This is a genomic window from Actinosynnema sp. NPDC059797 (genome assembly GCF_042732085.1).
Lineage (GTDB): Bacteria > Actinomycetota > Actinomycetes > Mycobacteriales > Pseudonocardiaceae > Actinosynnema.
The window spans coordinates 26039-43937 of record NZ_JBHWIE010000002.1; the positions used below are offsets into that span (position 1 = coordinate 26039).

At 69.9% G+C, this 17899-nt stretch carries 19 protein-coding genes; 11 read left to right on the top strand and 8 right to left on the bottom strand.

Features of this window, described 5'->3' with window-relative positions; genetic code table 11:
* Positions 1-25: 25 nt before the first annotated feature.
* The 3 genes from ACFV4N_RS01040 to ACFV4N_RS01050 form a co-directional block, all read right to left on the bottom strand.
* Positions 26-1141, bottom strand: coding sequence for an RNA-directed DNA polymerase (locus ACFV4N_RS01040; RefSeq protein ID WP_499670438.1), 1116 nt, complete (start codon positions 1139-1141; stop codon positions 26-28).
* A 235-nt stretch (positions 1142-1376) separates the two neighbouring features.
* Positions 1377-2072: an SLATT domain-containing protein gene (locus tag ACFV4N_RS01045; RefSeq protein ID WP_499670439.1), complete on the bottom strand. Its 696-nt coding sequence runs from the start codon at positions 2070-2072 to the stop codon at positions 1377-1379.
* A 291-nt stretch (positions 2073-2363) separates the two neighbouring features.
* Positions 2364-3497 (bottom strand): Mrp/NBP35 family ATP-binding protein, encoded by a 1134-nt coding sequence (locus ACFV4N_RS01050; RefSeq protein ID WP_499670440.1) that lies wholly within the window; start codon positions 3495-3497, stop codon positions 2364-2366.
* Between the two features lie 160 nt (positions 3498-3657).
* On the opposite strand from ACFV4N_RS01050, the gene ACFV4N_RS01055 reads away from it, so the two are divergent.
* Complete coding sequence (locus ACFV4N_RS01055; RefSeq protein WP_499670441.1) at positions 3658-4095, top strand: MarR family winged helix-turn-helix transcriptional regulator; 438 nt, start codon at positions 3658-3660, stop codon at positions 4093-4095.
* Between the two features lie 4 nt (positions 4096-4099).
* Here the strand turns inward: ACFV4N_RS01055 and ACFV4N_RS01060 are convergent, their stop codons facing one another.
* From ACFV4N_RS01060 to ACFV4N_RS01075, 4 genes are read right to left on the bottom strand one after another with little or no spacing between them, the layout of a single operon-like run.
* A complete protein-coding gene (locus tag ACFV4N_RS01060; RefSeq protein WP_499670442.1) occupies positions 4100-4663 on the bottom strand; it encodes a DUF1003 domain-containing protein in 564 nt (187 codons plus the stop codon).
* Positions 4656-5909 carry a magnesium transporter MgtE N-terminal domain-containing protein gene (locus ACFV4N_RS01065; protein WP_499670443.1) on the bottom strand — a complete coding sequence of 418 codons (1254 nt, stop codon included), beginning with the start codon at positions 5907-5909 and terminating at the stop codon, positions 4656-4658. The genes ACFV4N_RS01060 and ACFV4N_RS01065 overlap by 8 nt, the downstream gene beginning before the upstream one ends.
* A gap of 50 nt (positions 5910-5959) precedes the next feature.
* Positions 5960-6802, bottom strand: coding sequence for an aminoglycoside phosphotransferase family protein (locus tag ACFV4N_RS01070; protein WP_499670444.1), 843 nt, complete (start codon positions 6800-6802; stop codon positions 5960-5962).
* Complete coding sequence (locus ACFV4N_RS01075) at positions 6799-7134, bottom strand: hypothetical protein (RefSeq protein ID WP_499670445.1); 336 nt, start codon at positions 7132-7134, stop codon at positions 6799-6801. The genes ACFV4N_RS01070 and ACFV4N_RS01075 overlap by 4 nt, the downstream gene beginning before the upstream one ends.
* A 115-nt stretch (positions 7135-7249) precedes the next feature.
* Between ACFV4N_RS01075 and ACFV4N_RS01080 the strand changes: the two genes are divergently transcribed.
* Positions 7250-8209 (top strand): HpcH/HpaI aldolase/citrate lyase family protein, encoded by a 960-nt coding sequence (locus ACFV4N_RS01080; RefSeq protein ID WP_499670446.1) that lies wholly within the window; start codon positions 7250-7252, stop codon positions 8207-8209.
* A gap of 108 nt (positions 8210-8317) precedes the next feature.
* Positions 8318-8479: a hypothetical protein gene (locus tag ACFV4N_RS01085; protein ID WP_499670447.1), complete on the top strand. Its 162-nt coding sequence runs from the start codon at positions 8318-8320 to the stop codon at positions 8477-8479.
* Here ACFV4N_RS01085 and ACFV4N_RS01090 read toward each other — a convergent pair.
* The gene (locus ACFV4N_RS01090) at positions 8476-8853 is read right to left on the bottom strand and encodes a DUF4190 domain-containing protein (RefSeq protein WP_499670448.1); all 378 of its coding nucleotides are present in this window, start codon (positions 8851-8853) and stop codon (positions 8476-8478) included. The genes ACFV4N_RS01085 and ACFV4N_RS01090 overlap by 4 nt on opposite strands.
* 143 nt (positions 8854-8996) lie before the next feature.
* Between ACFV4N_RS01090 and ACFV4N_RS01095 the strand changes: the two genes are divergently transcribed.
* The 8 genes from ACFV4N_RS01095 to ACFV4N_RS01130 all read left to right on the top strand — a co-directional run bounded on the left by ACFV4N_RS01095 (position 8997) and on the right by ACFV4N_RS01130 (position 17893).
* Entirely contained in the window at positions 8997-10193 is a 1197-nt protein-coding gene (locus ACFV4N_RS01095; protein WP_499670449.1) for an acyl-CoA dehydrogenase family protein, read from the top strand.
* A 368-nt stretch (positions 10194-10561) separates the two neighbouring features.
* Positions 10562-11098: a YflT domain-containing protein gene (locus ACFV4N_RS01100; RefSeq protein ID WP_499670450.1), complete on the top strand. Its 537-nt coding sequence runs from the start codon at positions 10562-10564 to the stop codon at positions 11096-11098.
* 191 nt (positions 11099-11289) lie between these two features.
* On the top strand, positions 11290-12549 hold the full coding sequence (locus ACFV4N_RS01105) for an ABC transporter substrate-binding protein (RefSeq protein WP_499670451.1): 1260 nt from the start codon (positions 11290-11292) through the stop codon (positions 12547-12549).
* Positions 12550-12596: 47 nt separating this feature from the next.
* The gene (locus ACFV4N_RS01110; RefSeq protein WP_499670548.1) at positions 12597-13502 is read left to right on the top strand and encodes a carbohydrate ABC transporter permease; all 906 of its coding nucleotides are present in this window, start codon (positions 12597-12599) and stop codon (positions 13500-13502) included.
* Complete coding sequence (locus tag ACFV4N_RS01115; RefSeq protein WP_499670452.1) at positions 13502-14347, top strand: carbohydrate ABC transporter permease; 846 nt, start codon at positions 13502-13504, stop codon at positions 14345-14347. The genes ACFV4N_RS01110 and ACFV4N_RS01115 overlap by 1 nt, the downstream gene beginning before the upstream one ends.
* A 4-nt stretch (positions 14348-14351) precedes the next feature.
* The gene (locus ACFV4N_RS01120) at positions 14352-15533 is read left to right on the top strand and encodes an ABC transporter ATP-binding protein (protein ID WP_499670453.1); all 1182 of its coding nucleotides are present in this window, start codon (positions 14352-14354) and stop codon (positions 15531-15533) included.
* A 251-nt stretch (positions 15534-15784) separates the two neighbouring features.
* Positions 15785-16672 carry an SDR family NAD(P)-dependent oxidoreductase gene (locus ACFV4N_RS01125; protein ID WP_499670454.1) on the top strand — a complete coding sequence of 296 codons (888 nt, stop codon included), beginning with the start codon at positions 15785-15787 and terminating at the stop codon, positions 16670-16672.
* 204 nt (positions 16673-16876) lie between these two features.
* Positions 16877-17893, top strand: coding sequence for a hypothetical protein (locus tag ACFV4N_RS01130; RefSeq protein WP_499670455.1), 1017 nt, complete (start codon positions 16877-16879; stop codon positions 17891-17893).
* Positions 17894-17899: the final 6 nt, after the last annotated feature.

A 17899-nucleotide genomic window follows, 5' to 3' on the forward strand; every position in this document is an offset into this window, starting at 1 on the left:
GTCGCCGCGGCTCGGATCGGCGAGGTCAGGAAACTGAACCGATGTCGCGCTCCAGATCCATCACAGCCTTGCTCGCCAGGGCGTCGAAAGTCCTCGCCACCTCGGCGTCGGACAAGTTGTGGACCTTCGAGAAACCGAGGATTTGGATAAGTGCCGTTCGCATTTCGGAGACGGGCATTTTGTCGAAGTTCGGCACGTACCCGTAGTGCCTGCCGTTGGGGTGGTGGATGGCCCAATACGCGCGCATGAAGCTCTTCGGGCGGAACCGTGCCGGCATCTCGAAGCGTCGTTCGAAGCGGCGTACCGTGGCGTCCAATTCCTTCAACAGGGTTCGGTCGTTCATCTGGCGGAAGTAGTGCAACCAGCCGCGTGCCACACCTTTGTAGATGCAGCCCGTGATCCGAAGGTTGGTGTACCAGGTGCACTTGGCGAGCGCCTCGCCCTGTGAGTCTTCCCCGAGTGACTTCTTGTACTGGGTGAATATGCGGGCGAGAGCGGACTCCACCTTGTGAACGCTGGACGGTCGTACCGAAACTCTATCGCCTTTGAAGGTGTACCCCAGGTAGTCGAAGCCGTCCTCGATCATGCCAATATAGGATTTCTTGCTATTGGTGGAGATCCGGTGCACCTTCAAGCCCTGTGCGCGGAAGAGGTTGCTCGCTTTTTTGCCCAATGATTCCGCGTCTGCTCGGTCGCACAGGATGAGAACGTCGTCAACGAATCGCGTGTAGACGCAGCGGTCGTCTGACTTCATCTCCGCGTCGATGGGGGAGACGACCAGTTCGGCCAATACATTGGAAATTGCCAGTCCTTGCGGGACCCCGCGCTTCTCTGCTTTGCGCCGCATAGCCCGATCCGGTACGGTCGGCGTTCTGATCGCGGCGAGGAGCACCTTCAGTATTTCGTCCTTGCGAATCCGCTTGCGCAGCTCCTTGAGTACCTGGTCGTGTGAGATCGAGGGATAGAAGTCCTTGACGTCCAGGCGTACGAAGGCGTTGAACCTGCCGCTCCGCAGAACCTTGTGCACCTCTTCCACCCTCACTTGGGGGATGACGCCGCGGGCATCAGGGAAGACCTGCACCAGGAAGTTCGTGAGCGCACGTAACGCGATCCTGTCGCGAGCGGTCGGCACGGAGATCACGCGGGGGTTCCTGCCCGCTCCTTTTAGGGCGAGGTTCTCTCGGTACTGCGTGAACCGGTGCTCTCCGCTGCGGAGCCTCTTCGAGAGGCGTCGACAGATTTCATCGATTTCGCTGTTCAACGCCTCGGGTGTGACTCCGTCTCGGCCCCGGGCGTTACCGCCTAGCACGTGGCTTTTGAAAACTTTTTTAAGCTGGCGAGCGCCGGTAGCGTCGCGGAAGTGGTGGGCCGGCGCTTTATATGCCATTTGCGAACCAGATCGCGAACGGTACCAGGAGTGCTGCGGGGACCGCCAAGGTGATGTATGGCATGAAACTTACGAGAGTATCCCTCCACACGTTCCTGAAACTTGCTCCGGATGCTCTCAAGTGGTCTGCGTCCGAGTGGTTCTCCGAAGAGTCGATCGCGATCTCGTACTCCTTGTGGAGTTCGAGGAACCTTCGATGCGCCTCGTCCGTTTCGCGGTCCAGGAATCGCTCTGCGGCAAAAGAGATCTGTTGGATTCGCTTGTAGCTGGCCTCCATGGCGCGTGCTCGCGCCCCATAGTTGATGCTCGACACCACGAGTGAGGCGACCAGTGACAAGATGGCCAGCGCGACCATCAAGGTGTCGCCGCCGGTGCCGTACATGTTCTTATTCACCAGCAGTCCGACCGACGCTATCGTAGTGGACGTCGCGAGTGAGACGAGAGAGGCGTTCCACGCATTATTGCGACGACTCAGGCGTTGGTGAGCCTTGAGTCGTGCTTGATAAGTTTTGTAGGAGCGTTTTTCGAGAAGTTTGATCAAACTTCGCAAGTCATGCTCTTCGGACGGTTCGGCCACTGACCCCGAAAGGTCTGGTTTCAATCCAGTCACCACCCGTGCAACGAGTCTCACCAGAGGTGAACGGCCGAGGCCGCTGTCTATCAGTACTGCCCAGAAGCTGAGCAAGTGGCCGAACCTCTGAAAAGGCTAGCACGGGATGCCGTGCGTTATACCTTGTTTTGCGACACGGGCTCTCGGGCAGGGTCCGGGAGCCCGTGACAGGTCACCGGATCACCCCGCGACGAACCTCCGGCGGGCCGCCGCTACCTGGGTGATCGTGAACTGCGGCCCCGTCCCACCGTCACGTCCAAGGTTGCCGAGGTCATGATGGTCACGCCGGCCAGCGCCACTCCGCGTCAGCGTCTAAAGAGGCCCCCGGGACGCGTCCCGGGGGCCTCTTTCGTGAGCCGGGTGCGGTCACCGCCCGGCGGGCGACACGTTCAGCAGCCGCCCCGCCAGCCCGCGCGACCGCGTCGACAGCTTGCCCGCCACCGACGACAGCACCTGCCCCGCCGCCGAGTCCGGGTGCGCCAGCACGATCGGCGTGCCCGCGTCGCCCTGCTCCCGCAGCCTCGGGTCCAGCGGCACCTGGCCCAGCAGCGGCACCTCGGCCCCGACCGCCTGCGTCAGCGAGTCGGCCACCGCCTGCCCGCCGCCCGAGCCGAAGACGTCCATGCGGGTGCCGTCCGGCAGCTCCAGCCACGACATGTTCTCGATCACGCCCGCCACCCGCTGCCGCGTCTGCAGCGCGATCGACCCGGCCCGCTCGGCCACCTCCGCCGCCGCCTGCTGCGGCGTCGTCACGACCAGGATCTCCGCGTTGGGCACGAGCTGCGCCACCGAGATCGCCACGTCGCCGGTGCCCGGCGGCAGGTCCATCAGCAGCACGTCCAGGTCGCCCCAGAACACGTCCGCCAGGAACTGCTGCAACGCCCGGTGCAGCATCGGGCCCCGCCACACCACCGGGGTGTTGCCGGGGGTGAACATGCCGATCGAGATCAGCTTCACGCCGTGCGCCTGCGGCGGCATGATCATCTTCTCGACCTGGGTCGGCCGGTCGGCGGTGCCGAGCATCCGGGGGATCGAGTGGCCGTAGATGTCGGCGTCCACGACGCCCACCGACAGGCCGCGCGCGGCCATCGCCACGGCCAGGTTCACCGTCACCGACGACTTGCCGACGCCGCCCTTGCCCGACGCCACGCAGTACACGCGGGTCAGCGACCCGGGCTGCGCGAACGGGATCACCGGCTCCTCCACGCCGCCGCGCAGCGCCTTGCGCAGCTCGGTCCGCTGCGCGTCGCTCATCACGTCCAGCTCCACCCGCACCCCGGTCACCCCGGTCAGCGCGGACACGGCCGCCGTCACGTCGGCGGTGATCTTGTCGCGCAACGGGCAGCCGGACACGGTCAGGTACACCGCCACGTCCACGACCCCGTCGGCGCCGACCACGACGTCCTTCACCATGCCCAGCTCGGTGATCGGACGCCGGATCTCCGGGTCCTGGACACCGGCCAGGGCCTTGTGCACGTCGTCAACGGTAGGAAGAGTCACTGCGCGCGCCTTTGCCGAAAAGTGGTGGGAACCGCCATGCTACGGCGGTCCGTGCACCACCAAAGCTACCGGTTGGTCACCGCCGCCCCGGGGGCAGCGCGAAGCCGGTTGCGTGCTTTCCGTAACATTGGTGTTCGTGCCGGAAACCGGAAGTGCCCGGTTGCCCACCCGAACCGAGCTGGGGGTGTGGCGATCGTTCCTCCGGGCGCATGCTCGGCTCACTCGGGTCCTGGAAGCCGAACTGATCGCCGAGCAACGCCTGTCGCTCGCGGCCTACGACGTCCTCGTCCAGTTGGCCGAGGCGCCGCAGCACCGCCTGAGGATGACCGAGCTGGCCGAGGCCGTGCTGCTGTCCCGCTCCGGCGTGACCAGGCTGGTCGACCGCCTGGAACGCGCGAACCTGGTGCTGCGCGAACGCGCGGACGGCGACGGCCGCGGCGTGGTCGCCGTGCTCACCCCGCAGGGCCTGGAGCGGCTGCGGGTCGCCTCGGGCACCCACCTCACGGGCGTGGTGCGCCACTTCGCCGACGAGTTCGGCCCCGCCGAGCTGGAGGCGTTCGGCCGCACGTGCGACCGGCTCGCCACCGGCGAACCCTGACCGGTCAGGACGGCACGTCGTCCCTGACCTGTACGTCGTCCCTGACCTGCTTGTCGCCCTTGGCGGGCTTGGCCTCCCTGGTCTGCTTGTCTTCCTTGGCCGGCTTGCGGCGCTCCCGGAACACGCGCTCCAGCTCGCCGCGCAGGTAGTCGCGGGTCACCACCTCGCCCACGGCCAGCCGCAGCGCGGCCAGCTCCCGCGCCAGGTACTCGGTGTCGGCCTTGGTCTGCGCCGCCCGCGCCCGGTCCTCCTCCATCGCCACCCGGTCCCGGTCGTCCTGCCGGTTCTGGGCCAGCAGGATCAGCGGCGCGGCGTAGGCGGCCTGGGTCGAGAAGGCCAGGTTGAGAAGGATGAACGGGTACGGGTCCCAGCGCAGCGACACCGCCGCCAGGTTCAGCGTGATCCACGCGATCACGATCAGGGTCTGCCAGAACAGGAACGTCCCGGTGCCCAGGAACCGGGCCAGCCGCTCGGCCAGGCGGCCGAACGCCTCCCGGTCGAGCGAGAGCCGGATGCGGCCCGGCGTGCGCGGCTGGTCGAGCCGCCTGCGCGACTGCGGCTCAGGCATGGGACAGCCCCGTTTCCCGCCAGTTGTCCGGCAGCAGGTGGTCCAGCACGTCGTCCACGGTCACCGCGCCCAGCAGGTGGTCGGTCTCGTCCACCACCGGGCCGCACACCAGGTTGTAGGCGGCGAAGTACCTGGTCACGTCGCCCAGCGACGCGGTGGGCGACAGCGTCGCCAGGTCGGTGTCCAGCACGCCGGCCACCAGGTCCGACGGCGGTTCCCGCAGCAGCCGCTGGATGTGCACGCAGCCCAGGTAGCGGCCGGTCGGCGTGGCGGTCGGCGGCCGGCACACGAACACCATGCTGGCCAGCGCGGGCGTCAGGTCCGGGTTGCGCACGTGCGCCAGCGCCTCGGCCACCGTCGCGTCCGGCGCGAGCACCACCGGCTCCGGCGTCATCAGGCCGCCCGCCGTGTCGTAGCTGTACTCCAGCAGCCGCCGCACCGGGGCCGACTCGGCGGGCTCCATCAGCTCCAGCAGCCGGTCCTTCTCCCGCTCGGGCAGCTCGGCCAGCAGGTCCGCCGCGTCGTCCGGGTTCATCGCCTCCAGGATGTCCGCGGCGCGCTCGTCGTCCAGGTGCGCGAGCAGGTCCTTCTGGTCCTCCTCGGCCATCTCCTCGATCACGTCGGCCAGCCGCTCGTCGTCCAGCGCCTCGGCCACCTCGTAGCGGCGCTTCGCCGGCAGCGTGTGCAGGGCCAGCGCCACGTCGGCCGCGCGCATCGCCTCGAACACCGCCACCAGGTGCTGGGCGCCCTGCGGCTGGCCCGCCAGCTCGGTCACCGACAGCCCGGTCAGCTCCTCCCAGCGCAGCACCTGCACCGGGCCGCGCCGGGCCAGCCGGCCGGTCCGCTCGCGCACCGCGACCCGCGTCATCCGCCAGTCGCGGGTCCTGCTCGGCTCCATGGCCGCGTCGACCAGCACCGCGGGCGCGCCCGAGCCGAGCGCCACCCGGGCGTCCAGCAGCTCGCCGACCACCAGCACCTCGTTGGCGCGCTGGTGGAACTGGCGCAGGTTGACCGTGCCCGTGGCGAGCGTCACCGCGTTCGGCTCGATCGACGTCACCCGCAGCATCGGCACGAAGATCCGCCGCCGGGTCGCCAGCTCCAGCACCAGGCCCAGCACGCGCGGCGGCTGGCGGTCCACGCGCAGGCCGATGACCAGGTCGCGGACCTTGCCGATCGACTCGCCGTCGGGGCCGAACACGGGCAGGCCGGCGAGCTGGGCGGCGAAGACGCGGTTCACGGGGACCACGGCGATCAGGCTAGTGCGCGCGGCGGCGCGGCGCTGCGTTCCACTGTGGACTACCAGAGGGCGCGGGCGATGTGCTCGGAGCACGCGGCCGGGTCGTCCCGGTGGAACTCGGCGCTCCACAGCCAGTTGTCCACGGCCCGGTAGAACGTCCACGCGCGGGCCCGCTCGGCGTCCAGCTCGCCGAGGTCGCACAGCGCGGCCATCCGCTCGCGCACGTCGTCCTCGCCGAACCTGTTCCACAGCACCGGGATCACGCCGAACTCGCGGTCGCCGGCCAGCGGCTTGGGGTCGATCATCAGCCACGGCTCGCGCTCGCCGCGCAGCACGTTCTGGAAGTGCAGGTCCTCGTTGACCAGCGTGTCGCCGGCCGTGGCGGCCAGCTCGCGGCCCAGCTCCAGGGCCCGCTCGACGAACGCCGCGGGCACCGGCCCGCCCAGCCCCGCGTTCTCCTCGACCAGGTCGTTCGGCTCGTGCCGGCGGAACTCCGGGCCGGCCGGGACGCGCAGCCGCCGCAGCAGGCCGCCGGTGACCGCCAGCGCCTCCGCCAGCGGCTCCCGCTCCAGGTCGCGGGTGTGGTCCAGGCGCTCCAGCAGCAGCGCGCCGCGCTCGTCGTCGTGGTCGAGCAGCCGCACCACGCCGTCGCCGTCCCACACCCGCAGCGCCAGCGCCTCCTGCCGGTTCTCCTCCTCCACCCAGGTGAGCTTGAGCGCGGCGGGTTCGCCGTCGGCGCGGCGGACCGGCAGCACGACCCCGACGAAGCCGTTGAGCAGGGGCCCGTCCGGGGTCAGCCGCCAGCGGGCGCAGAACTCCTCGGCCAGGCCGGGCAGGGTCTCCCGCCACGCCAGGGCCTCCTCGCCGAGCGTGGTGGCGAAGTCGTCCGGGACCGTGATCACGTGAGCTCCAAGCGGTAGACGTCGGCCCAGTCGGGCCTGGTGTTGAGGCGGGCGGCGCGCAGGGCGGCGGCGGTGTCGTCGTCCGGGACGACCAGGCGGGCCGTCGCGGCCACGTCGACCAGGTGCGAGTGGGTGGTGGGGGAGCGGACGGTGACCGTGCAGCCGACGCCGTCGGCCAGGCCCGGCACGGTCTGCTCGGCGCCGCCGACGGCCACCAGCACCGCGCCGTCGCGCCACAGCGCCCACACCAGCCGCGGCGCGTGGCCGTCGGGTCGGATCCACACCGCGGCCGCCTTGCGCAGCGCGTTGTCCAGCACCTGCGAGATCTCCACCGGTTCAGCCTGCCACGGACCTGTGAGCCGGGACTCACGAAATAGCGGGCGCACCGCGTGCGTGCCACCCTTCGCACAACAGGAGTTACCGGCCGGTACGAGGAGGTACCCCACAGTGGTCGACCAGCAGCGTCCCCGTCGTTCGTGCCTGGCCGTGCCCGGGTCGAGCCAGAAGATGATCGACAAGGCCCGCACGCTGCCCGCGGACCAGGTGTTCCTCGACCTGGAGGACGCGTGCGCGCCGCTGGCCAAGCCGGACGCGCGCAAGACCATCGTCGCGTCGCTCAACGAGGGCGGCTGGGGGTCCCGCGCGCGGGTCGTGCGGGTCAACGACTGGACCACCGAGTGGACCTACCGCGACGTCACCGAGGTCGTCGAGGGCGCGGGCGCGAACCTGGACTGCGTCATGCTGCCGAAGGTGCAGACGCCCGAGCAGGTGCACGCCCTGGACCTGCTGCTGACCCAGATCGAGAAGACCATGGGCTACGAGGTCGGCCGCATCGGCATCGAGGCGCAGATCGAGAACGCGCTGGGCCTGGTCAACGTCAACGCGATCGCCACCGCGTCGCCCCGGGTCGAGACGATCATCTTCGGCCCGGCCGACTTCATGGCGTCGATCAACATGAAGTCCCTGGTCGTCGGCGAGCAGCCGCCCGGCTACGACGTGGGCGACGCCTACCACCACATCCTGATGTCGATCCTGATGGCCGCGCGGGCCCACGACAAGCAGGCCATCGACGGGCCGTACCTGCAGATCCGCGACGTGGACGGGTTCAAGCGCGTGGCGGGCCGCTCGGCCGCCCTCGGCTTCGACGGCAAGTGGGTGCTGCACCCGGGCCAGATCGACGCGGCCAACGAGGTGTTCAGCCCCAAGCAGGAGGACTACGACCACGCCGAGAACATCCTCGACGCGTACGAGTACTACACGTCGGAGGCGGGCGGGAAGCGCGGCGCCGTGATGCTCGGCGACGAGATGATCGACGAGGCGTCGCGGAAGATGGCGCTGGTGATCTCGTCCAAGGGCCGCGCGGCGGGCATGGCGCGCACGGACGTGTGGACGCCGCCCGAGGGCTGACGGCGCGTGCCGGTGGGGTCACGCGCGGGTGACCCCACCGGTGAGCATCCCCACAGAACGCGCCCCCGATTGGCGATCATGCCCGGGGACGTGCGCATGGTGGGGGGCGTGTCACGACATCGAGCCGAGCGGAGGCGGTTGTTCCGGCGGCGGCCGGCCGACGACCTCCTGGAGCGCAGCTTCCGGACCTGCCCGAGGTGCTCCCGGGACGTCCACGTGTTCTTCGACGAGTGCCGCCACTGCGGCGGGGTGCTGGAGGTCGGCGCCTAGCGCGGGGGCGGCAGCTGGTTGACCAGCATGACCGACATCACGACCAGCAGGATGACCGCCAGCACGCCGATGACGGTCAGCACGATGCCGATGATCATGCTCACCGTGGCCATGCCCCACCCCTCCTCGCCGGTCTGGCGGATCTGCTTGCGGGCCATGGACCCGAGCAGGATCGACGCCGGGGCGAACAGGAACAGGCAGACCAGCGCGGCGATCGCCATCCCGTTGGTGCCGCGCGGCTGCGGCGGGGGGTAGCCCGGGTACTGGCCGGGGTACGGCCCGCCCTGGTACTGCTGACCCTGGTACTGCTGGCCCTGGTACGGCTGATCCTGGTACGGCTGGCCGGGGTGCTGGTAGGGCGGCGGCTGGGACATCGGGGACCCCCTGGGAAGACGGCGAGCCCCAGGTTAGCCGCTGTTTCGGTTCAGCGGGTGGCGATGAGCACTCTTGAGGCGCGAACGCCCGTTAACCGGTCCATACTCGCCGGTAACCCACGGGAGCGACGAAGGGAACCGCGATGGCGCGCCTGGCCCGGACCGCAGGACTCACCGACGTCCAGGAGGAGATCCTGTCGACGGTCCGCACCTTCGTGGACAAGGAGATCATCCCGCACGCCCAGGCGCTGGAGCACGGCGACACCTACCCCGCCGACATCGTCGAGGGCATGAAGGAGATGGGCCTGTTCGGGCTCACCATCCCCGAGGAGTTCGGCGGGCTCGGCGAGTCCCTGCTCACCTACGCCCTGGTGGTCGAGCAGATCGCGCGCGGCTGGATGTCCGTCTCCGGCGTGATCAACACGCACTTCATCGTCGCGCACATGCTCAAGCAGCACGGCACGCCCGAGCAGCGGGCCCACTACCTGCCCCGGATGGCGACCGGCGAGGTGCGCGGGTCGTTCTCCATGTCCGAGCCGGAGCTGGGCTCCGACGTGGCCGCCATCCGCACCAAGGCCGTCCGCGACGGCGACGACTTCGTGATCAGCGGCCAGAAGATGTGGCTGACCAACGGCGGCACGTCCAACCTGACCGCCGTGCTGGTGCGCACCGACGAGGGCTCGGACAAGCCGCACCGCAACCTCACCGCGATCCTGGTGGACAAGCCCGAGGGCTACGGCGAGGTCGCGCCGGGCCTCACCATCCCCGGCAAGATCGACAAGATGGGCTACAAGGGCGTCGACACCACCGAGATGGTCTTCGACGGCTTCCGCGTCCCCGCCGGCCGGGTGCTGGGCGGCGAGACCGGCCACGGGTTCCGGCACATGATGGACGGCGTCGAGGTGGGCCGGGTCAACGTGGCGGCGCGGGCGTGCGGCATCGCGCTGCGGTCGTTCGAGCTGGCCATCGAGTACGCGCAGCAGCGCAGGACCTTCGGCAAGCCCATCGCCGAGCACCAGGCCATCGCGTTCAAGCTGGCCGAGATGGCGACCAAGGTCGAGGCCGCCCACCTGATGATGGTCAACGCGGCGCGCCTGAAGGACTCGGGCGCGCGCAACGACGTCGAGGCGGGCATGGCCAAGCTCATCGCCTCGGAGTACTGCGCCGAGGTGACGCAGGAGGCGTTCCGCATCCACGGCGGCTACGGCTACTCCAAGGAGTACGAGATCGAGCGCCTGATGCGCGAGGCGCCGTTCCTGCTGATCGGCGAGGGCACCAGCGAGATCCAGAAGACCATCATCAGCCGCGGCCTCCTCCGCGACTACCAATCCCGCTCCTGACCCCGCGAGTCATGCCTTCCACCCTCGCGTGTCATGCGCTCAGCCCTCGCGTGTCATGCGCTCAGGACCCCCGAGTTCACCACTCGGGTCACCCGAGCGCGTGACACGCGGGGCCCGAACGCATGACTCGCCGGGGCTGGAGGCATGACTCGCCGGGCGTGAACGCATGACACGCGGGGGCTGGAGGCATGACTCGCGGGCTTCGACGTGCCGAAGTGATCTTGGGTTCGGCCGGACGGACCAGTCGAGGGGGTGCGGGGGACGCGCCCGAGCGGGTACCCGGGTCACGTTCGCGTCAGTTTCCGGCTCACCCGTTTCGCGCCTTTCACCTGGTGTTGGCAGGATGGGGTGATCAGCACCGCGAAGAGGTGGTCCCCGTGACGAGTTCCTTCTCCGGCCAGAACCGGCCCGGCGTGCCGCCGCGCCTGCCGACGCCCCCCACGGGCTGGCCCATCGGGTCGTACAGCACCTACGAGGAGGCGCAGCGCGCGGTCGACTTCCTCGCCGACGACGACTTCCCCGTCCAGGAGGTCACCATCGTGGGCGTCGACCTGATGCTCGTCGAACGGGTGACCGGCCGCCTCACGTGGGGGCGCGTCCTGGGCACCGGCGCGGCCTCCGGCGCCTGGTTCGGCCTGTTCGTCGGCGTCCTGCTGAGCCTGTTCAACACCACGCCCGGCGCGAGCCTCGGCCCGATCGTCGCGGGCCTGGTCGTGGGCGTCGGCTTCGGCCTGATCTTCGCCGCCGTCGGCTACGGCTCGACCCGCGGCAAGCGCGACTTCCAGAGCGCGAGCCAGCTGGTCGCGGGCCGCTACGACGTGCTCTGCCAGCCCCGTTCCGCCGAGCGCGGGCGCGACCTGCTCGCCCGCCTCGCCATGCGCCCGTCCGACGCGGGCAAGGACTGATCCGGAAGGATCATGGTTTGCCGCCGGCGGGCGCCGGGTAGAGGCCGTTCGGGCTCCGGTGGTTGCGGCACCTGATCACCGGGCCTAGGTTCGTCCCACCGGTCAGGCCCCCCGGCCGGCCGGTCGGGGGCACGACGAGGTGCCGGGCGCTGCGGTCTGGCTCCTCCGTTGTCGGGAAGGAGGCAGGACCGATGAGGGGCACGCGGAAGAGTCATCGGTTGGCCGCCGCCGGATCCGCCGCGCTGGTCGCGACGTCCGTGCTGGCGGGGTGCGGTTCGGGTGACGGCGGGATCACCATCAACGTCTACAAGTACCCGCAGGAGAACTTCCAGAAGATCGTCGACAACTGCAACGCGGAGGCCGACGGCTACGAGATCGTCTACCACAAGCTGCCGCGCGAGGCCGACGGCCAGCGCGAGCAGCTCGTCCGCCGGCTGGCCGCCGGGGACACCGGCATGGACGTCCTGAGCCTGGACGTCACCTGGACCGCCGAGCTGGCCGAGGCGGGCTGGATCCGGGAGTTCACCGGGCAGCCGAAGGCCGAGGTCGAGGACGGCACGCTGGAGACCCCGCTGGAGACGGCGCGGTACGAGGGCAAGCTGTACGGCGCGCCGGACAACACCAACGTCCAGCTCCTCTGGTACCGGGGCGACCTGGTGCAGACGCCGCCGAAGACCTGGGCCGAGATGATCGACCAGGGCACGAAGCTCATCGAGCAGGACAAGCCCGGCCTGGTCGAGGCGACCGGCAAGCAGTACGAGGGCCTGGTCGTGCTCTACAACACGCTCGTCAACTCCGCCGGCGGGCGCATCGTGGACGAGACCGGCACCAAGGCCGTCGTGGACGAGGGCGCGGTCAAGGCGCTGGAGGTGCTCAAGACCTTCGCCACCTCGCCGGTGGTCGACCCGTCGTTCTCCAACGCCGCCGAGGACCAGGCGCGCCTGGCGATGGAGTCGGGCAACGCCGCGTTCATGCTGAACTGGCCTTACGTCTACGCCGCGGCACAGGCCAACCCGGACTCGCCGTTCACCAAGAACCTCAAGTGGGCGCCGTTCCCGGCGGTCGAGGGCGGGGAGTCCCGGGTGACCGTCGGCGGGCTCAACTACGCGGTCAGCGCGTTCTCCGAGCACCCGGAGGAGTCGTTCGACGCGGTGCTGTGCCTGCGCAACGCCGAGAACCAGAAGTTCGCGGCCATCAACGACGGCGTGCCGCCGACCATCGAGTCCGTCTACGAGGACCCGGAGATGGCCGAGCCGTACCCGATGAAGGAAGCCATCCTGGAGACGCTGAAGTCCGCGGGCGCGCGGCCGACGACGCCCGCGTACCAGAACGTCTCCACCATCCTCTCGACGATCCTCTCGCCGCCCGCGAGCATCGACCCGCAGGCCACGGCCGACCGCATGCGGGCCGAGCTGCAGGACGCGCTCGACTCCAAGGGGGTGCTGCCGTGAGCCACGCCGTCCAGGCCGAACCCGCGCGCGACGACGGGAAGGCCGCGCTGTCGCCGAAGGCGAAGGCCGCGCTGAGCGAGGGCAAGAAGGCCGAGCGGCGGCTGGGCCTGCTGCTGTGCGCGCCCGCCATCCTGGTCATGGCCGCGGTCGCGGGCTGGCCGATCATCTACTCGGTCTGGCTGTCGCTGCAGCGCTACGACCTGAAGTTCCCGGACCGCACCGAGTTCGTCGGCCTGGACAACTACGTCACGGTGCTGACCAACTCCTACTGGTGGGACGCCATGTGGATCACGGTCGTGATCACCGTGGTGTCCGTCGCGATCGAGCTGGTGCTGGGCATGGCGCTGGCGCTGATCATGCACCGCACGCTCGTCGGCCGCGGCATCGTCCGCACCGCCTCGCTCATCCCGTACGGCATCGTCACGGTGGTCGCCGCGTTCTCCTGGCGCTACGCCTGGACGCCGGAGACCGGCTACCTGGCCGAGCTGGCGGGCGGCGACCCCGTGCTGACCGAGAAGGTCCCGGCGCTCATGGTCGTGACCCTCGCCGAGATCTGGAAGACCACGCCGTTCATGGCGCTGCTGCTCATGGCGGGCCTGGCGCTGGTGCCCGACGACCTGCTCAAGGCCGCCGCGATGGACGGCGCGTCCGCGTGGCAGCGGTTCACCAAGGTGATCGTGCCGGTGATGAAGCCCGCGATCCTGGTGGCGCTGCTGTTCCGCACGCTCGACGCGTTCCGCATCTTCGACAACCTGTTCGTGCTCACCGCGGGCTCCCAGGGCACGTCGTCGGTCTCGATGCTGACCTACAACAACCTGATCAAGGGCTTGAACCTGGGCATCGGCTCCACCATGTCGGTGCTCATCTTCATCGCGGTGGCGATCATCGCGTTCGTCTTCGTGAAGCTGTTCGGCACCGCTGCCCCGGGCAGCGACAGCGGGGGGAGGCGCTGATGGCGGGCATCGGCGGGGCCGAGACGACGGCGCGCAAGGCGCGCTGGACCGTCCTCAACGTGCTGGTGGTGGCGTACGCGCTGATCCCGGTGCTGTGGATCGTGTCGCTGTCGTTCAAGACCAAGGAGACCTTGACCGACGGCCACTTCATCCCGCGCCAGTGGACGCTGGAGAACTACACCTCGATCTTCTCCACCACGGAGTTCGTGCGGGCGCTGGTGAACTCCATCGGCATCGCGCTCATCGCCACGGCCATCGCGGTGGTGTTCGGCACGATGGCCGCGTACGCGATCGCGCGCCTGGACTTCCCGGGCAAGCGGGCGCTGGTGGGCGTGTCGCTGCTGGTGGCGATGTTCCCGCAGATCTCGCTGGTGTCGCCGCTGTTCGAGATCGAGCGGTCGCTGGGCCTGTTCGACACCTGGCCCGGCCTGATCCTGCCCTACATCACCTTCGCGCTGCCGCTGGCGATCTACACGCTGTCGGCGTTCTTCCGCGAGATCCCGTGGGAGCTGGAGAAGGCGGCGAAGATGGACGGCGCGACGCCGGGCCAGGCGTTCCGGCGGGTCATCGCGCCGCTGGCCGCGCCGGGCGTGTTCACCACGGCCATCCTGGTGTTCATCTTCTGCTGGAACGACTTCCTGTTCGCGATCTCGTTGACCTCCACCGAGGCGTCGCGGACGGTGCCGGTGGCGCTGTCGTTCTTCACCGGCAGCTCGCAGTTCGAGGACCCGACCGGGTCGATCGCCGCCGCGGCGGTGGTGATCACCATCCCGATCATCCTGTTCGTGTTGTTCTTCCAGCGTCGGATCGTCGCCGGTTTGACCTCCGGCGCCGTCAAGGGGTGAACCAATGGCCGAGATCGTCCTGGACAAGGTGACCAAGCAGTACCCCGACGGCGCCGTGGCCGTGCGGGACGTGGACCTGGAGATCGCCGACGGCGAGTTCCTCATCCTGGTGGGCCCGTCCGGCTGCGGGAAGTCCACGACCCTCAACATGATCGCGGGCTTGGAGGACATCACCTCCGGCGAGCTGCGCATCGGCGGCGAGCGGGTCAACGAGCGGGCGCCCAAGGACCGCGACATCGCGATGGTGTTCCAGTCCTACGCGCTGTACCCGCACATGACGGTGAAGGAGAACATGGCCTTCCCGCTGCGGCTGGCGAAGGTCGACGACGCCACCGTGGAGAAGAAGGTCAAGGAGGCCGCTGAGGTCCTGGACCTGACCGCCCACCTGGACCGCAAGCCGTCGAACCTGTCCGGCGGCCAGCGGCAGCGCGTGGCCATGGGGCGGGCGATCGTGCGCAGCCCCAAGGCGTTCCTGATGGACGAGCCGCTGTCCAACCTGGACGCCAAGCTGCGCGTGCAGATGCGCACCTCGGTGTCGCGGCTCCAGCGGCAGCTGGGCACCACCACCGTCTACGTCACCCACGACCAGACCGAGGCGATGACCCTCGGCGACCGGGTCGTGGTCATGCGCGGCGGCCTGGTGCAGCAGGTCGGCGCCCCGCAGTTCCTCTACGAGCAGCCGGCCAACCTGTTCGTGGCCGGGTTCATCGGCTCGCCCGCGATGAACTTCGTGCCGGCGTCCCTGGAGGGGGGCGTGCTTCGGTCGCCGCTGGGCGACGTGCCGCTCACCGACCGGGTGCGCAGGCTGTTGGAGGGCCGGGACGCGCCCCGCGAGGTGATCATGGGCCTGCGGCCCGAGCACTTCGAGGACGCCCGGTTGGTGGAAGACCACGTTCGCTCGTCCGGTGCCGTGTTCACCAGCCACGTCGACGTGCTGGAGTCGATGGGCTCGGACAAGTACGCCTACTTCAGCCTCACGGGTGACCAGGCGACGTCGGACGAGCTGGCGGAGCTGGCCGCCGACGCGGGCACGGCCGACGTGCCCGGCGACGGCGTGTCGCTGGTGACCCGGTTGTCCGCCTCCTCGGCGGTCACGGAGGGTGAGCAGGCCGAGATCTGGTTCGACGCCGACAAGGTGCAGCTCTTCGACCCGGGCAACGGCAAGAACCTCACCTACGAGGGCTGAACGCGCTTTTCCGGCAAGGGCCGCCCCGATCGGGGCGGCCCTTTTCCGTGGGCATCACGCGCAGTTACTGATTAGTCGGGACCATCGGCCGGGACGAACTCCATAGGCCATTCAGCGCATCAAACGCGCATCTCGCCGCTTCAGGGGGGCTGCCCCTCCGGCCGCTCCCCAACCCTGGTCGAAGGCGGGGACGACCTCGGCCGAATGGTGTCGGGGCAGGGGAGTCCGCCGAGCAGGGAGAAGAGCGCGAGATGGGGATTCTTGACGGCAAAGCAGTGGTGATCACCGGAGCGGGACGGGGCCTCGGCGAGGCGTACGCGATGCACGCGGCGCAGGCAGGCGCGTCGGTCGTGGTCAACGACGTGGACGCCGACCTGGCGGGTGAGGTGGCGGCGCGGATCAGGCAGCACGGCGCGCGGGCCGTGGCGAGCGGCCACGACGTGGCGGACCCGGACGCGGCCGAGAAGATCGTGGGCCTGTGCCAGGCCGAGTTCGGGCGCGTGGACGGCCTGGTGAACAACGCGGGGCTGAACTACGAGACCCTGCCGTGGGAAGACGACCCGGCTTCGATCCGCCGGCTCGTCGAGGTGAATATCCTCGGAGTCATATTCACGGGTATGGCCGCGATGCGGGCCATGCGCGAACAGGGCGGCGGCTCGATCGTCAACATTTCCTCCGGCGCGTTCTTCGGGCAGCGGAAACTGGGCGCCTACTCCGCGTCGAAGGGCGCGGTCGCCTCGCTGAGCCTGTCCTGGGCGCTGGACCTGGAGGGGGAGGGCATCCGGGTCAACGCGGTGTGCCCGGTCGCCCACACCCGGATGGTGTGGAAGTCGGAGAGGTCCCTGCGCGCCATCCCGGCCGACCGCACGCCCGGCAAGGTCGCCCCGCTCGTGCTGTTCCTGCTCAGCGACGCGGCGGACGGCATCACCGGGCAGGTCGTCCGCTGCAACGGCCGCCAGCTCCACCTGGTCGGCCAGCCGTACTTCAAGCAGCCGATCTTCGAGAGCGACACCTGGGACACGACCTCGGTGAAGCGCGCGTTCGACGACGTGCTCCAGGCGCACCTGGAGCCGTTCGGGCTGGAGAAGCGGATGCCGCCGCGCCTGCGCGAGCTGGTGGAGCCCAGCCGCACCGCCTGACCCGGCCACCGGTCGGGTCGGTCGCCGCCCGCCCGGCCGGTGCGGGTCACGAGGTCGCCCGGCCGGTGCGGGTCACGAGGTCGCCCGGCCGGTGCGGGTCACGAGGTCGCCCGGCCGGTGCGGGTCACGAGGTCGCCCGGTCGGGCCCGGTCAAGCCCGCCGGGCCGCCCGGAACGGCGAGGTCTCGGTTCCGTGATCACCCCGATGGCTGATCGCGGAACCGAGGCGTTCCGCTGTCCCATGGAGGTCGTGGGCACGCGGAAACCCCGGGTCACGGACTGGCGGCTGGTGGTCGGGTCGCGGCTGGACCGCGTCCGCGCCGACCTCGTCGCCCTCGGCCCGCCCGACCCGCTCGACCAGGAGGGCCAGGGGTGGCGCGAGGTGGCCGAGCGGGAGGCCGCCGTCGTCGAGGACATGATCAACCGCGAGGAGTCGCGCTGGCGGTCGGTGGCCTCGTGGTGGTCCGGCTGGCACATCGAGCGCGCCTGGCGCTCCCTGCACGAGGCCGAGATCGCGGCCGTGGCCGCGGGCAACGGGTTCCTGGGCCGCCTGCCCGGCCTCAAGGCCCGGGTCGCGGAGAACCTGCCCGAGGACGACCCCCGCCGCCGGGCCCTGGAGGAGCTGCGGCCCGGCGAGTTCCCCCTGTCCGTGGAGCGGGAGATCGTGGTCGACGCGCTGCGGGCCGCGTTCGACGCCTCCGACTTCGCCCACGCCGGTTCGCGGGCGCTGCGGAACAAGCTGATCGCCACGTCCGTGGTGCTGTTCGCGGTCAACACGCTGCTCGGCGTCCTGGGCTTCGTCGACCCGCGCATGATCCCAATGTGCGTCAGCTCGGAGAAGCTGCCCACGGTGTGCCCGTCGGGCCGGGGCGCGGGCGCCGCGGACGTGTGGCTGATCCAGGTGCTGGGCGCGTTCGGGGCGGTGCTGTCCGCGGTGGTGCTGCTGCTGCGCCGGCGGCCCAGCCTCTCGCCCTACGTGATGGTCGGCTACCAGGCCCTGATCAAGGTGCTGCTGGGCGCCGCGCTGGCCGTGGTCGGCATCCTGGCGCTCGGCGCGGGCGTGACCACCGGCCTGATCGGCGTGGCGTCCCAGGCGGCGCTGCTGGTGTGGGCGGTCGTCCTCGGCTACGGGCAGCAGATCGCCACGCGCCTGCTGGACAGCTACACCGACCGGGTGATGGACCAGGCCCGCCCGCTGCCCCGGCTGGAGAGCCAGCGCTAGCGGCCC

What these genes read in the sequence shown, in the direction of transcription:
- ACFV4N_RS01115 (WP_499670452.1), top strand. Translation starts at nt 13,502, where the DNA reads ATGGCGGGCATCGGCGGGGCCGAGACGACGGCGCGCAAGGCGCGCTGG.
- ACFV4N_RS01105 (WP_499670451.1), top strand. Translation starts at nt 11,290, where the DNA reads ATGAGGGGCACGCGGAAGAGTCATCGGTTGGCCGCCGCCGGATCCGCC.
- ACFV4N_RS01060 (WP_499670442.1), bottom strand. Translation starts at nt 4,663, where the DNA reads ATGCCTGAGCCGCAGTCGCGCAGGCGGCTCGACCAGCCGCGCACGCCG.
- ACFV4N_RS01120 (WP_499670453.1), top strand. Translation starts at nt 14,352, where the DNA reads ATGGCCGAGATCGTCCTGGACAAGGTGACCAAGCAGTACCCCGACGGC.
- ACFV4N_RS01130 (WP_499670455.1), top strand. Translation starts at nt 16,877, where the DNA reads ATGGCTGATCGCGGAACCGAGGCGTTCCGCTGTCCCATGGAGGTCGTG.
- ACFV4N_RS01090 (WP_499670448.1), bottom strand. Translation starts at nt 8,853, where the DNA reads ATGTCCCAGCCGCCGCCCTACCAGCACCCCGGCCAGCCGTACCAGGAT.
- ACFV4N_RS01125 (WP_499670454.1), top strand. Translation starts at nt 15,785, where the DNA reads ATGGGGATTCTTGACGGCAAAGCAGTGGTGATCACCGGAGCGGGACGG.
- ACFV4N_RS01095 (WP_499670449.1), top strand. Translation starts at nt 8,997, where the DNA reads ATGGCGCGCCTGGCCCGGACCGCAGGACTCACCGACGTCCAGGAGGAG.